Origin of the sequence: Vibrio sp. A1-1 (assembly GCF_021728175.1) — a bacterium.
In the GTDB taxonomy this organism is placed as follows: Bacteria; Pseudomonadota; Gammaproteobacteria; order Enterobacterales; family Vibrionaceae; genus Vibrio; species Vibrio diabolicus.
On record NZ_JAKKCL010000001.1, the window covers coordinates 219870 to 235355 of the forward strand.

Genomic DNA, 15486 nt, shown 5'->3' on the forward strand with positions numbered 1-15486 from the left:
ACTCCTTTAAAACCAATTTACTTTAGAGCTAGTTTCATAGGTTTTTTCTGCTAAACCTTGCCCAAACCAATCACCCATTTTTGCAGCCGCATAACCAGCCCCTAAACCAACACCTATTAATACGACTACTCCAAATGGGCCAGCAGCTAAAGCGATTCCCATTCCAGATGCAATCACTTTGGATGTGGTCCAAACGCCAGCAGCGTTGCTCGCACCAAACCCAGCAACTTCCATTGCCGCTCTTTTTTTCCAATTTTCTCCGTTATTCTTGGCATTTCGAACATTGTTAAAGCGAACACCAGCATCAATCATGATGATCTTTTTACCTACAATACTAGAGCTTTGTTCAAGAACTCGAATTGAGCGGATGTTAGCTATAGATGTTAAATGTAACTAAGTTATATCCCTACCGCTTCGCGCGATATTGACAGCCCTATTCGGGTTGCTCCAAATGTTACCGCGGCTACTTTTAATTCACCCTGCATAATGGGCAAGCTCTTTTGTAAATTTTGCATTCAAAGAACTATGAGCTTCTTTAACTCTATATCCAAGCTTCACAAGCTCCTTTTTCTGCGCACCACTTCGTGACGCTGTCCGTACATCTAGTAAGGCGTTTTGATATTTGAGCAAAGCTTTCCCGAAATTACTCAATCTGACTTACTTTTCATTAACCGCCGTAGCGGCAGCACCTACTGCAGTATACTCATCGATTTCCCCCCCCATAGTATGATTAGTAGCATCTAAAAAAGGCTTAATCTCTTTTTCATAGAGGAGGGCTACCGCTTGTAAGTTTTCATCGCCAAACTCACTTGTTAGATTGGCTACATTTCTTTTGGTTTCTTGTGACCAACTTTTTACAGTATCAAGAGCACAAGCTATATCAGGTCTCTCGCTACGCAACTTAGCTATGTTGATCACAGAGCCTTCGTTCAGTATGAAAGGAGTACCTGCGGGAATAAAACTACCAAATATATGTGGGTTGTCCTTACGAAACTGAAGGTACCTATCCTCATCATTTGTATCGATAGGGAGCGTTATCTTTGAGTGAGTACTGAAGCATAGGTCGAATTTATTAGACAAATTAATTACCTCGAACAATCAACAAAATAGACAACTTATATCATATGAAGTGTCCGAGTATTTTAATTTCTAAACATTGTGACTTGAATCAGACTACAAAAAGTAAGCAATATGTAACTCACAAAGAATAACGCGTACACCAAGCATCGACACCGAATAATCAACCATATTCACAAATTTGGTGAATCCATGCACCAATAACGACCGTCCCAAAAGAACATTTAATATAACCAATTGTTTTAATTTAATTTTTGTTTGGCATCAAAACTGCAATCTTCCTTGCTAGGTCCAAACACTAACAAGGAGTTGGTTATGTTTGTTTTGATTTCCACATTATTATCTATCGCTATTTTAGCCGGAATATATCACTTATCTTCTAAACGAGAGCAGCAACACGCGCGTAAATATCAGCTGTTAACATTATTGAGAGATGTTGTTCATCTGCTGAGACGCCATCGAGCTGCGACGCACTACTCACTTCAATTTCAACAAAATAACGAACAAGGATTAGAAGTCCTTCATAACGATCTCACCAACAAACTGCATCTTTTGGTCGAAACCTCACGCTTTGAAAATAAACCCATGTATCGCGTGCTGCAGATCAAAGTAGGAAAACTGCTTGAACAATGGAACGATCACAGTGTTGCAAGGAACCAGATGGAGCATGGTAAGTTAATTCGTCATTGCTTGTTCTTGATGGATGAAGTCACGATTGCTTGGTTAGCGGTAGAACAACGAGATGATCTACATAATGAGTACCACATGAACTGGCAAAACATCATGGATAGCTTAGAAACCCTGACTCAATTGAGAATTAGCATTCAAGAATTGGGAGAGCAAGGGGGGAATGAGCGTTTCAAAAATTACGCATCGGTTATGACACGTAAGCTAAATCAATTAGCAGTTATCGCTCCGCTTAGTATCGTTTCTCCTGCTTCCACACGCTCAATACAGACATTAAATAACTATGTGACAGGAAGTCATGTCGATTTAACAGAAGCAGAGCTTTATGGAGTCACATCAGACTTATCGTTGACCATCTTCAATACTTACGACCACGTTCTTTCAGACATCGTTGAAGCATTGTATCTACCGTTGCCCAAACTCTCTGTAGCAAGATAAGCTCTATACAATGCCGTGCCAATTGTCACAACAGGAACGTAACTGGTATCTATAGGTAAAAACAAAAAAACCGCAGACCTTAGGTTCTGCGGTTTTTCATTCATCTAACTTCTCAGCGCTTAGCTGTCATCTTCTGTGAAGTTCGTTGGTAATTGCTTTTTCATCTCGTTCCAGATTAGCGCGCTTTCCATACCATAGTGACGAATCACAACTGGCAGTTGTTCACGCTGACCACTTTCACAAGTTTCTAGCAACTGATGGTAAAACTTCAGCGCTAGCTCACGAGAAGCTGGGTTTGAGAAGTAATAGCTACCAACGCGATCATAGAGCTTCTTCAAGCCATTAAAAATCAAACCGTAAATCTGATTCCCTGAATGGAATGCTAGGCGTTGGAACAACATGTAGTCGTAAAAGTTGAACGTTTTAGCAATCAAGATTTCTTGACGCTTCGCTTCATCTTTCTCGTTGTCTTCTTTCACGTTCTGTAAGACTTTCTCAGCATAAGGTGAAGAAGCGATGAAATCGTCCCAAGAAGCAGCATTCATTAAAGCTTCACAAGATTCAATTACATTCTTGATCGTGCGCTCAGAATGCTCTTTATTTGCTTTAAATGCATAACGCATAAAGATAGGGCTGATGTTGGTACGTGCTGCAAGCAAATCTTCTACAATGTTTGTTGCGTTATCTACGTCCAACGTCATCAACGTATCCAAAATATGCAGACCAGAGGTCTCCATAAATTGGTTTACCTTCGTTGGTTTACCGTGTTGGATTGTTAACCAACCATCACGGGCTAGTCGTTGAAGAACCTCTCGTAAAGTCGTTCGAGTAACACCAATTAGCTCAGACAGCTCGCGTTCAGCAGGTAAAATAGAGCCAGGAGGAAAACGGCCGTTCCAAATGCTCTCGATAATATATTTTTCTGCGAATCCCGCAGGGCTTTTCGCCTTTATGACCATTCTACTTTTTATCCAATATTGATTTCTGAGGGTCGATACTACTCATCATACCACTACTTAACGGTTTGAGAAAATTTACGATCAATAATTGAAACGATTCTACAATATAGAGTTAATACTTTATATGTTATGTCAATCTAGGACGGTCTGACGTGCGAGTGAAAGCGGTAAAATCTGAATTTTCGTTTAATTAAATAGCTCACAAATTGCGGAGAAATAAAGACTACTGCGTCACAATTTTATATTCAAAATATGAAAAATTACTTTGTATATCACAGTTAATATTCTTTCTTAATTTGCCTTTTCTCGTCACTGACCGTCATTTAAAATCCAAGAGGATTTTTTTGAGCCTTTCATGATATAGTAACGCCGTTTTGATCGCGTTATTACATTTAAAAAGTCATTTTAGTCGGTAGCATCACGTTTTGTTATTGACTAATAAATGCCTGAGTGTAGAGTTTGCGGTCGAAAGTGAGCGGTGCTTGAGTTCAGGGGAAGTAACTTGGCAAGACTGCAATAAACAAAGGATTGTTGTTTTACTAAGTTATTGTTTTAAAAGACTAGTTAATAAGTCTAACAAACAGATACTTAAGCACTATTGTAGTGTCTATTCATAATTTTGTTATAAAGAGAATTATCATGCCGATATCGCTCGGAAACGCTTTTATCAAGAACTTTCTTGGTAAAGCGCCTGATTGGTACAAAGTTGCCATTATAGCCTTCTTAATAATTAACCCGATTGTATTCTTCCTAATAAACCCATTTGTTGCTGGGTGGTTGCTGGTTGCTGAATTTATTTTCACGCTTGCAATGGCATTAAAATGCTACCCATTACAACCTGGTGGTTTACTTGCTATTGAAGCCATCGCTATCGGCATGACTAGCCCTGCGCAAGTTAAGCACGAGTTGGTGGCAAATATTGAAGTATTACTGCTTCTGGTATTTATGGTTGCGGGCATCTACTTCATGAAGCATTTATTGCTGTTCATTTTTACCAAAATTTTACTTGGTATTCGCTCCAAAACCCTTCTATCACTTGCGTTTTGCTTTGCCGCTGCATTTTTATCTGCGTTTTTGGATGCTTTGACGGTTATCGCCGTTGTTATCAGTGTGGCGATCGGTTTCTACTCTATCTACCACAAAGTGGCGTCAGGTAACCCGATTGGTGACCATGACCACACACAAGATGACACGATCACTGAGCTAACGCGTGATGACTTAGAAAATTACCGCGCCTTTTTACGCTCATTGTTGATGCACGCTGGTGTAGGTACTGCGTTAGGTGGCGTAACCACTATGGTGGGTGAACCTCAGAACTTAATTATTGCAGACCAAGCGGGTTGGTTATTTGGTGAATTCCTAATCCGTATGTCTCCAGTGACGCTACCCGTATTTTTCTGCGGTCTCATCACTTGTGCTCTAGTCGAAAAGCTTAAAGTGTTTGGCTACGGTGCAAAACTTCCTAACAACGTTCGTCAAATCCTCGTTGACTTTGACAATGAAGAGCGCAAAACGCGTACCAATCAAGACGTTGCAAAGCTATGGGTTCAAGGGCTTATTGCTGTTTGGTTGATCGTGGCATTAGCCTTGCATTTGGCAGCGGTAGGCTTAATTGGTCTTTCAGTGATCATCTTAGCGACGGCTTTCACTGGCGTCATTGAAGAGCATTCCATGGGTAAAGCGTTTGAAGAGGCTCTGCCTTTCACTGCACTACTTGCGGTATTTTTCTCGATCGTTGCGGTAATCATCGACCAAGAGTTGTTTAAACCAGTTATCGACGCGGTGCTTGCCGTTGAAGATAAAGGCACTCAGTTAGCTTTGTTCTATGTCGCGAATGGCTTACTATCAATGGTGTCGGATAACGTATTCGTCGGTACGGTTTACATCAATGAAGTAAAAACAGCACTCATTGAGGGTCTCATTACTCGCGAGCAGTTCGACTTACTGGCAGTTGCTATCAACACTGGTACTAACCTACCATCTGTTGCTACGCCAAACGGTCAAGCAGCATTCCTATTCCTACTCACCTCGGCTCTCGCTCCATTAATTCGTCTGTCTTACGGTCGAATGGTTATCATGGCGCTGCCTTACACCATCGTTCTTGCGATTGTCGGGCTAATGGGCATTATGTTCTTCCTAGAGCCTGCAACGGCTTCTTTCTACGATGCAGGCTGGATTTTACCTCATAGTGGTGATCTGACTCCCGTAGTCTCCGGCGGTCACTAAAATTTGAGTTGATTAGGAAACTTATCCACGTTAAAAAGCTCTGAGTATTCAGAGCTTTTTCTATTTCAGACAGGAACAAAAACGTGACTATTTTAAATTCACTTAACCAGTTTTCGAAGGGACGCTTATCGTGGCTGCTGCTTCTGCTATTCGTCGTTTTCTTTGAAGCATGTGCCCTCTATTTTCAGCACGTCATGATGCTTGCACCATGTGTCATGTGTATCTACGAACGAGTCGCGATGATGGGAGTGGGTGTCGCTGCAATCGTTGGTCTTATGGCACCAAATAACCCAGTTTTCCGTTGGCTAGGTTTGATTGGCTGGGGATTAAGCTCTTACAAAGGACTGTTGCTTGCTCAGCAGCACGTTGATTATCAGTTTAACCCATCACCATTCGCGACTTGTGATTTATTCGTAACATTCCCTAGTTGGGCTCCGCTTAATCAGTGGGTTCCTTGGATGTTCGAAGCATACGGCGATTGCTCGAAGATTGTTTGGCAATTCCTCGATTTATCAATGCCACAATGGTTAGTAGTTATTTTCGCTGGCAATTTAATTGCTTTAGCATTAATTGTGATCGCACAATTCTTTCCAGCAAGACGCACTAATCCGATTCGTTAATCCTTCAGAGAAATGATAACGAAAAAAGCCGACCAGATGGTCGGCTTTTTACTGAGTATACATCGCAGCTATTTAACTTAACCACGTTAACTCAACCACGTGATTGACCACAACACTGCTTGAACTTTTTGCCGCTCTCACAAGGACAAGGATCATTGCGCCCGATACCTTTGAATGGGTTTAGGCTTTGAGCCTTATTGCCTACCATCAACTCATCCGCACCTAACGCCACTTCACCGACCATCAAATCAAGCTGGTCGACCAAGTCTGCAAGAGCTGGAGGCGTTTCAATACCGGCGTCGCGCATCTGTTGCTGCGTTGCCGACTCATCGATAGCCAGCATCAAAGTGGTCAGTAATGCTTGTAGCATACGCTGCAATCCATCATTGAGCTCAACGTCTTGCCATTGTTCTTCAATCATTGGCCAAACAGACATAAAGCCTTCGGCAAAATCAGCAAGTTGCTCAGGTTCTTTGCCTGTTAGCTCTAACACTGAATATTCGTTTCGTTGAATTCGGTTGTGCTGCTTGTGAATTTGCTCTTCTACTGCCGGTTGAATCGCTTTGAATCCTTCACCTAATAGCGGCTCTAACCACTTTTCAGGAGTGAGTGGTTTTGTCGTCAGATTAGCAGCGAGCACTGCGCCTTCGATAAATAGGCAAGATTCATCGATATGAATTTCGCCTTTCTCAATCAATGTGTATTGCATGACATCTGGTTTCCCATAAATTTGGCGGCATTATACCTCAGAGCATAAAAGCACGTAACCGGGAGTTGCGAGTTTGACTGTATTGAGTGCTTTGAGTCTTTTAATGACAAACTTAGCTGACATCGCTACAATCGCCCTCCTTTTTATCACCAAACTGTATTAGGCAAACTATGCGAGTTGTACTAGGCCCAATGGAAGGCGTTTTAGACCATTTGATGCGCCAAATCCTGACCGAGATAAACGACTATGACCTATGTGTTACGGAATTTGTTCGAGTCATCGACCAGTTATTGCCCGATCATGTATTTCACCGTTTATGCCCGGAGCTGTTGCAAGGTTCTCAAACCGCATCAGGTGTGCCAGTACATGTGCAATTGTTAGGACAAGAACCAAACTGGATGGCTGAGAACGCAATTAAAGCGGCGAGCCTAGGCGCCAGAGGCATCGACATAAATTTTGGTTGCCCAGCCAAAATGGTCAATAAAAGTAAGGGTGGTGCTGCTCTACTTCAGCATCCTGAGCTAATTCACCGTGTGGTTAAAGCTTGTCGAGAAGCTGTTCCAGAGGCTATTCCTGTGACCGCAAAAATTCGTCTTGGCTGGGAAAACCCTGAAGATTGCTTTGAAATTGTTGATGCCATTCAATCTGCTGGTGCAAATGAACTCACCGTTCACGCTCGGACTAAGCAGGGTGGTTACAAAGCGTCTGAGATAAAATGGGATTACATCAACCAAATTCGCGAACGTTTTGATATTCCGCTTATTGCGAATGGCGAAATTTGGAATTATGAAGATGGTCAACGTTGCATTGAAACGACTGGCGTTGACTCTTTGATGGTGTGCCGCGGCGCTTTCAATATCCCTAACTTGGGCAACATGGTAAAACACAACCACCAGCCAATGTCATGGCCCGAGGTGGTTGAGCTACTGATCTACTACTCCAAGTTTGAGATGAAAGGCGACAAAGGTTTGTACTATCCAAACCGCGTAAAACAATGGTTCTCTTACTTACGTCAGGCCTATCCTGAAGCAAAAGATCTATTCAGAGAAATCCGAACGTTTAACAAAGCCGCGCCGATTGTTGAGCATATTCAACGTTATCGTGATGAGTTAAATTCTCAGGTTGCATAAAACCTGAGCATTGCAAAGGGCGAACTGCTCGCCCTTTAAGCGCTTAGATCTTCGTAGCAAATCTTATTTTTGCCTGTACTCTTGGCTTGATATAACTTTTCATCTGCCGCTTTAAATAACTCATCAAAGCTTTCCACTCGGTTCTCTTTACTGAACACCACACCGCCAGAGATCGTAAAACCTTCTTTAGTCACGCGTGTCGAGCGTTCGTCTATGGCTTTTTTTACCCGCTCTAGAATCAGCTTAATGCCTTCCGAGTCTTCGTCGTAAATCGCCAACACGAACTCTTCGCCACCAAATCTTGAGGCGACATCGGTGTGGCGAATATTTTCACGTATACATTTTGCAACTAGCTGAATAGCAGAATCGCCGACATCATGACCATAGGTATCATTGATCTTCTTGAAGTTATCAATATCGAACACTGCTAATGCAACCTGTTTTTTCGTCATCTTATTGCGCCACACGGTTTGCATTCCTCGACGGTTCAACAAGCTCGTCATCGGATCTCTGGCGGCGAGATCTTTAAAATAACGTCGCTCACTATGCATATTCACATAGAACAATACGACTGTGCTCAAAACGTAAATAGAGATCGCAACAATAAGGCTGTATTTTTCGAACACCGCTAGGTTCTTAGCTTCATCCCAAAGGTTGTACTCGTAATACATGCTGTGATTCGCACTCAATCGCTCTAACTCGACTGGTTTGATACGTGTACTGTTTGGAGGAATGGATTGTAAATTGGAAACCAAATGAAACTTACCAACAAGACCTAGCGACGAAGCCATCAACGCATTGACATCAAAATCAATGGACAGCACACCTTGATGCCTCCCTTTTTCGTAAACAGGCACCGTCATACTAATGATTTGGCCTTCCATCGAATCCAACATCGGCCCAGGTCCGGCCAAGGTGATGTTCACTTTATCTTGTGCGGTTTTTTGCCAAAATGGGCGCGCTTTTAGCGTTGACCAAAGTTCTCTAGTGAAGTTTTTCGCGTACGTGTCAGGAGACGAAATGACGTAACCACGCTTATCGATGTAATGAATACCAACGATATGGGATTCAATATCGTGCAGAAAAGACAATGACGGCGCAAAACCCGCCTTTTGTTCAGCTAATTGGTTAATCGTTGAACCTTGCTGACATAAGCTTTCATCGCCCACAATCATGTAATCAAGATCAACCGCAGGTAACCCCTCACTGTAGACACTCTCTAGCAACAAGACGTCTATCGGCCAAATATAACAAAGCCCCTTTTTGACTAAAGAGTTGTGCTCTTCAGACAATGGGTTAGCGTAATTCGTATAGTTAGTAAAACTATAATCTAAGGCGGTGAGGACTTTAATACCACGGGACATGGCACGATCAATACGTGCATACTCAGAATCAATATAGCGATTGACCGCATCGTAGTAGTTTTTTGTCGTAACAAGCAAAACCACGACAAATAATGCGAGGGGGAAAAAGATGACAAATGAGAGACTAAATCGCCTTTGGTTAACCATTGAGTACCATGTATGTGAAAGGTAGACCGTCTCTTATCAAACAATGGGATTACGCTGTCTTATCAACTGGCAATGCGTAGTGCGCATCGCCAGATAATCAGATAACCAACAAATGTGTACGCATTGTAGGAGACTGTTTATATATTAAAGAAGTTTAATCAATATAGAATGTAGTGTCACTTCAGTTGCCACAATTTGAAGCTCTGTGCAGGTATATTGACAGAAAGATGACCCTTATAATCAATAAGTTCGCGTCCATCCAGAAGTGACGAAAGATGGGTAGCCTCCAAACCAAGTTGCCACAGAGGCAAGTCAATTGAACACTCATCGCCACTTAGATTCATCACAACAACGATCGCTTCACTTCCAAGTACGCGCGCATAAGCCAGCACATTGGTATCGCAATGCAGCCATTGAATACTACCAGACTGTAAAGACTTGTACTGTTTACGTATCGAAATCCATTGCTTGTAAATCGACAGCCATGCTGAGTTTTCGATTTCATTCCAAGGGAAACAGCGACGATTATCCGGGTCCAGCCCTCCCTCTAGTCCGACTTCACTCCCATAGTAAATACAAGGTGTACCGACGTATGTCATGAGCAGAGCAAGTGCGATGTTCATTTTACGCTTATCACCATCAACCAGTGTGATAAAACGAGCAGTATCATGACTATCGAGTTGATTTAGCTGCGATAGCTGATTCGAAAATGGAATTTTTGCTCTGGCTTCGTCCAACCATGCTTTAAACTCCAAACCATCAATGTTGATTGGTTCATACATAATATCTTGCTGCGCGATAAAAGCTCGAACTGGATGAGCAAAACCGTAGTAGTTCATCGCCCCATCCTCTTGATCACCTTGCAACCACTGCGTTGCTTCAAAAAAGTGCTCACCTAGCACATAGGCATTCGGATTGACTGACTTCGTCGCATGGCGAAACGCTTCAACATAATGAGCATTGTTTTTCGCTCCCTCTCCTTCGCCAAGCATATGGATAACATCAAATCGCCAGCCATCAACCAAGTACGGTGGCTTCAGCCAATACTTGATGACAGACTCTTCACTTTGGTAGATATAGTCGCGCACATGTTCATTTTCAAAGTTCAGAACCGGTAAGTTACCAATGCCTTTCCAACCAATGTAGTGGTTGGTTTCGCCTTCGAAAAAGTAGTAATCGCGGAACTTTGACTGCGGATTGCCATACGCCCCTTCTCCTTTTTGTTGGATATCAAACCAAGGATGATGCACTGACGTGTGGTTAAACACCGCGTCTAAGACAATCTTCATATTCTTACCACGAATCTTCTCACACAGTTCCGCAAACTGAGCATTAGTGCCGAGCATAGGATCAACAGTAAAGTAATCAGTAGTGTCGTATTTGTGGTTACTTGGTGAAGAAAAAATCGGATTGAAGTAAAGCGCTGTTACGCCGAGCTGCTCAAGGTAATCCAACCTCTGCTCTACACCTTTGAGGTCGCCGCCAAAGAATTCACGTGCCCCGGTATTTTGGTGAGAGCCTACCGCTTCTCCCCACGATTTAATGATCGCTTCTGAATCATGCTGAGCATAAGCTTTACGAATGTCAGATTCACTTTTACTAGCAGAAAAACGGTCAGGAAAGATTTGATAGAACACTTGCTCCTGGACCCAGCTTGGTGGTTGATGGTTTACATTCAACTTAAAGTGGAACTCTTTGGGTGGAATACGCTTTTGTACGCCTCGTGCATCGAGCCAGTATTGTTGTCCATCTTTGAGAAGCTTAAACACATAATGTGTTACATCTCGATCTCGATTTGGGCGGAACGATGCTTCCCATAGTAACAATTCCCCAGCAGTTCCTACTTGAGTCATGTCGACCAGACATTCTTCATTGTCCGGCTCAAGACGCACATAGACGGAATCAAAATCCAATGTCTCGGTTTTCAGTCTGACTGTGACTTGCTCTTGATTAAAAGCTAAACCATCAATAGTTTGACTATGAAAAATAAATGGCAGGTTCATTATGGGCACTCCTCGTCATCGGATATGCCACTATGTTATTGAAGAATTAGAGACAAGAAATCCTCCTTGCGAGTTGACATATCAGCCAATTTTCCCAAGGAGGATCACACTTAGTAGGCGTAGTGACTTGTCGGATACCGCTTAGTTCAACAAGAGACTGTCATCTGCCAGCTCTTCACCACGCACTTTGGAGAACATATCCAACAAGTCTGGTACTTGCATGTTAGCGCGCTGCTCTCCAGCCACATCAAGCACAATTTCACCTTGGTGAAGCATTACGGTCCTATCGCCACATGCTAATGCGTCTTTCATCGAATGCGTCACCATCATCACGGTTAAATCGAACTCATCGACAATACGTTTAGTTAAGTCGATAACAAACGCCGCCATACGAGGATCAAGCGCAGCCGTGTGTTCATCAAGCAGTAACAACTTACTCTCCGATAACGTCGCCATCACAAGGCTAACGGCTTGTCGTTGTCCACCGGACAGTAAGCCAATGCTATCGCCCAGACGATCTTCTAAGCCAAGCCCTAGGATGCTAATTCGCTCTTGGAACAGCTTGCGACGTTTGGTAGAGAGCGCCAACCCCCAGCTGCGTTTTTTACCACGCATGTGCGCTAGAGCCATATTCTCTTCTATCGTCAGTTCACCACAAGTCCCGGCCAATGGATCTTGAAACACTCGGGCGCATTGCGTCGCACGCTGGGCAACCGTCTGCTTGGTGACGTCTTTGCCATCAATGATCACCTGACCACCTATCATCGGTGTCTCACCTGTCACCGCACCAAGCAACGTCGATTTTCCTGCGCCATTAGAACCAATCACAGTCAGAAACTGATGTTCTGGAACCTCTAAAGAGACACCTTTCAGTGCACGATTTTCCAAAATCGTCCCAGGGTTGAACGTGACCTGAATGTTATTAAGTTCAATCATAACGCCTCCCCAGAACCATTTTTTGATGCCGCTTGTTTAGCATCAGTAACGCGTTGTTTCGCTCTCATGCTCTGTTTTAGCTTTGGAGCAATAAGCGCCACAGCCACCAATACTGCGGTAACCAGGTTGAGGTCTGAAGCTTGTAAACCAAACATGCCAGAGCTCAAAGCGAAAGCCACTGCAAGACGATAAAGTACCGAACCGATGATGACAGCAAATACCGCAACCCAAATTTTTCGCCCGGGAATAAGGGTCTGGCCCAAAATCACAGCAGCCAAACCAACCACAATGGTGCCCACGCCAGAGGTCACATCTGCAAAGCTGTTCGTTTGTGCAAACAACGCGCCTGCGAATCCGACAAAACCGTTGGATAAAGCCAACCCAAAGTAGGTATAAAAACCAGTGCTCGCCCCTTGCGCAGAAACCATACGCGCATTCACGCCCGTGGCTCGTAAACCAAGACCAAAGTCGCTGTTGAGCAAGCGAATCACAAAGAAAGCGAACAAAAGAACTAAGACCCCAACAACCAGAGGACGAATGAACATCGGATCGCCCAAGGCTTCAAACGGCGTGAGAATCGTATCCTCTCCAAGCAACGCCATATTAGGTTTGCCCATAATACGAATATTGATTGAAAATGCCGCGATCATGGTAAGAATGGAAGCTAACAGGTGCAAAATACCACATCGAACAGCCAGAAAAGCGGTTATCCAACCCGTCATACTACCGGCTATCATCGCCATTATTGTCGCAAGCCAAGGATTAATACCTGCGACAATCGCCGTTGCAGCCACCGCCGCTCCCATTGGAAAGCTGCCATCCACACTCAAATCGGGGAAATCGAGAACACGAAACGTAAGATACACACCCAAGGCAACTAGGCCATAAATTAAGCCAATTTCGAGTGCGCCAAAAAAAGCAAATGCAGACATAACTGCTCCTTTCTGCATGTTCAGGCTGACGAAATACCAACCTGAACTTAAGACTTCTAACGTATACTCCCATTCTTCTCTAGCAGAATGCTCTACACGAGAAGTCCGGCGAGTATCAATTTTGGGGCAAGCCTCTATCAACAGACGTGACGGCCTTAACCCCAAAAAAGAGCGTTACTTATTGCATGCTTGTCGCACGTTCAACCACAGAACTTGGCAGCTTGATACCGAGCTTAGATGCCGCGCTTTCATTAATTACGAGGTCAGAGCCCGTCGCGACTTTTACATCCAATTTGCCTGGTTCTTGACCATCAAGAATCGCCGCCACGTAATCAGCGGTTTGCACACCAACCTGGTAGTAGTCAAAACCTAAGCCTGCAATTGCTCCTTTTTCGACATATGACGTCGCACCACCAAAGACAGGTTTTTTCGCTTGATTCGCTGCCACAATCATCCCTTCAATCGCACTTGCAACTGTATTGTCTGTTGGGGCGTAAAGAATGTCTGATTTCGCTGCAATCGCTTGAGTCGCAGACTGAACATCAGCACTTTTTAGTGCGGTCGCTTCAACCACTTGTATGCCTTTTGCTTCTGCGCTTTCTTTTAGCAGTTCAACCAAAGTCACGGCATTAGCTTCACCGGGATTAAATACAACCCCGATGCTTTTCACCTGAGGGAGAATTTCTTGGATGAGGTCGACATGCTGAGCAACGGGTGAAAGATCAGACAGGCCAGTTACGTTTTTGCCTGGTTGTTCCATCGACTTAACCAATTTCGCACCGACCGGATCTGTTACCGCAGTAAAGACAACAGGAATAGAGCGCGTTGCCGACACCAAGGCTTGTGCCGAAGGCGTCGCGATACCCACTAACACATCAGGATTTTCGCCGACGTACTGACGGGCAATTTGCACTGCAATCGCAGGGTTACCCTGTGCGGTCTTATAATCAAATTCTAGATTTTTGCCTTCTTCGTAGCCTTTCGCTTTTAAACCATCAAGCAATCCTTGACGCGTCGCGTCTAACGCGGGGTGTTCGACAATTTGTGAAACTGCAACGGTTGCAGTGGCGGCCAGTACATTGGCAGAAGAGAAAATAGCAGTAGCAGATAGAACGGCAGTGGCTAATAAACGTTTCGTTTTCATCATAACTCCTTGATGTGACTTCGTCCTTGTTTCGCGAGCATTCAACATGAATATCGACTCGTGAATTCAAATGTTTGAAGGGGGTAATGTTGTGTTCGTATAACTGTGCACTTCTTGCGCATCTTGTTTTTATTATTACTACTAAGTCTTAGTAAAGAAAAGAAAGATTTAACACTAAAGCAACATTTGTGATCGGGGGACTTCTTCATCCGGAAAGAATCTTTGGTAAACAAAGCTTCGCTCGCTTCATCAACGACCGTCAAAGTAGGTAATAGAGGCAGGATCAAAAATGGAGCGGCTAGTGCACACTCCATTTCAAACAATTTAAATTAGAACCAACGCTCTAGTGACGACTTATCGAGCTGGCGAAACGCTCGGTTCAGTATTATCGCAAGCTCTTTATAACGAGGGCGAGCTTTAACAGGCTCTAGTGCAAAACCTGTTTCCACAATTTTTTGATGCAGCTCCCGATACCAAGACGCCAGAGAAGGCGGCAATTTCGTGTTGGATCGAGCACCAAGCCACCAAATCCCTTGGAGTGGCAAGCTAATCGCAAACAAGGCGACAACAATAGACTGAGGTAATGCGTGGTAATTGTTGAATGCCATTTGAGTGAGTACGCTGATCGCAGCAACGGCTGGCATGACTTTAATGCCAAAGCGAGTCGCCTTAATGATACGCTGTTCCGGAAATATGGCGCTTAGCTCTTTACGAACCGGCCAGATCTCCATGTAATTCTGGCCATCTTTCAGGCTATGGATCAATCCGACTTTATTACTCATACCGCTCTCTCACTAAAAAATAGTTGAACATTTCAACTGAAGGTACAAAAAATTGATGAAAGTTAATATTCTTTCAAATTTTTTTTGTTATCATTGCTTATTATCGCTATCCTTTGCAGACCCTCAATCTCATTGTTGCTGTTATTTACAATTTAAGCAACTCCGAGATATCTATCTGCACGGATCGCATCATAGTGATGGATGGGTTCATCACTATTTCTTTATATGGAATTAGAACAATTTTTGACCAGGATTAGTACGCAGCCTTCTGGGTATCGGCTATTCTTGTGATTAATTTTTCATTCTTTAACTGATTTTTTATCAGACGAATA

The 15486-nt window shown here is 43.5% G+C and carries 14 protein-coding genes; 4 read left to right on the forward strand and 10 right to left on the reverse strand.

The annotated features are described in order from the left end of the window. Nucleotides 1–6 precede the first annotated feature (6 nt). Nucleotides 7–312, reverse strand: coding sequence for a hypothetical protein (locus tag L3V30_RS00965; protein WP_226977475.1), 306 nt, complete (start codon nt 310–312; stop codon nt 7–9). Between the two features lie 345 nt (nt 313–657). Further along, a complete protein-coding gene (locus L3V30_RS00970) occupies nt 658–1080 on the reverse strand; it encodes a hypothetical protein (protein ID WP_237308099.1) in 423 nt (140 codons plus the stop codon). Between the two features lie 312 nt (nt 1081–1392). On the opposite strand from L3V30_RS00970, the gene L3V30_RS00975 reads away from it, so the two are divergent. Beyond that, nucleotides 1393–2202, forward strand: a complete 810-nt coding sequence (locus L3V30_RS00975; protein ID WP_237308100.1) for a hypothetical protein — start codon at nt 1393–1395, stop codon at nt 2200–2202. A 119-nt stretch (nt 2203–2321) separates the two neighbouring features. Here L3V30_RS00975 and fadR read toward each other — a convergent pair whose 3' ends face one another. After that, nucleotides 2322–3161, reverse strand: coding sequence for a fatty acid metabolism transcriptional regulator FadR (fadR, locus tag L3V30_RS00980; protein WP_237308101.1), 840 nt, complete (start codon nt 3159–3161; stop codon nt 2322–2324). A gap of 639 nt (nt 3162–3800) precedes the next feature. Between fadR and nhaB the strand changes: the two genes are divergently transcribed. Continuing rightward, complete coding sequence (gene nhaB, locus L3V30_RS00985; RefSeq protein ID WP_005396952.1) at nt 3801–5387, forward strand: Na(+)/H(+) antiporter NhaB; 1587 nt, start codon at nt 3801–3803, stop codon at nt 5385–5387. An 83-nt stretch (nt 5388–5470) separates the two neighbouring features. Further along, nucleotides 5471–6007, forward strand: coding sequence for a disulfide bond formation protein DsbB (gene dsbB, locus L3V30_RS00990; protein WP_005396949.1), 537 nt, complete (start codon nt 5471–5473; stop codon nt 6005–6007). 91 nt (nt 6008–6098) lie between these two features. On the opposite strand, the gene L3V30_RS00995 is transcribed toward dsbB, so the two are convergent. Further along, nucleotides 6099–6716 (reverse strand): SEC-C metal-binding domain-containing protein, encoded by a 618-nt coding sequence (locus tag L3V30_RS00995; RefSeq protein ID WP_237308102.1) that lies wholly within the window; start codon nt 6714–6716, stop codon nt 6099–6101. Between the two features lie 170 nt (nt 6717–6886). Here L3V30_RS00995 and dusC point away from each other — a divergent pair, with 170 nt between their 5' ends. Then, nucleotides 6887–7846, forward strand: a complete 960-nt coding sequence (gene dusC, locus L3V30_RS01000) for a tRNA dihydrouridine(16) synthase DusC (RefSeq protein WP_006742820.1) — start codon at nt 6887–6889, stop codon at nt 7844–7846. Between the two features lie 35 nt (nt 7847–7881). Here dusC and L3V30_RS01005 read toward each other — a convergent pair whose 3' ends face one another. The 6 genes from L3V30_RS01005 to yfbV form a co-directional block, all read right to left on the reverse strand. Then, complete coding sequence (locus tag L3V30_RS01005; protein ID WP_237308103.1) at nt 7882–9357, reverse strand: GGDEF domain-containing protein; 1476 nt, start codon at nt 9355–9357, stop codon at nt 7882–7884. Nucleotides 9358–9533: 176 nt separating this feature from the next. Further along, entirely contained in the window at nt 9534–11360 is a 1827-nt protein-coding gene (gene malZ / locus L3V30_RS01010) for a maltodextrin glucosidase (protein WP_237308104.1), read from the reverse strand. A 141-nt stretch (nt 11361–11501) separates the two neighbouring features. Continuing rightward, nucleotides 11502–12296, reverse strand: coding sequence for an ABC transporter ATP-binding protein (locus L3V30_RS01015; RefSeq protein WP_005387275.1), 795 nt, complete (start codon nt 12294–12296; stop codon nt 11502–11504). Beyond that, complete coding sequence (locus tag L3V30_RS01020; protein WP_237308105.1) at nt 12293–13228, reverse strand: ABC transporter permease; 936 nt, start codon at nt 13226–13228, stop codon at nt 12293–12295. The genes L3V30_RS01015 and L3V30_RS01020 overlap by 4 nt, the downstream gene beginning before the upstream one ends. Nucleotides 13229–13406: 178 nt before the next feature. After that, nucleotides 13407–14372, reverse strand: coding sequence for an ABC transporter substrate-binding protein (locus L3V30_RS01025; protein ID WP_047010059.1), 966 nt, complete (start codon nt 14370–14372; stop codon nt 13407–13409). A gap of 329 nt (nt 14373–14701) precedes the next feature. Further along, nucleotides 14702–15154 carry a terminus macrodomain insulation protein YfbV gene (yfbV, locus tag L3V30_RS01030; protein ID WP_005380809.1) on the reverse strand — a complete coding sequence of 151 codons (453 nt, stop codon included), beginning with the start codon at nt 15152–15154 and terminating at the stop codon, nt 14702–14704. Between the last annotated feature and the right edge of the window lie 332 nt (nt 15155–15486).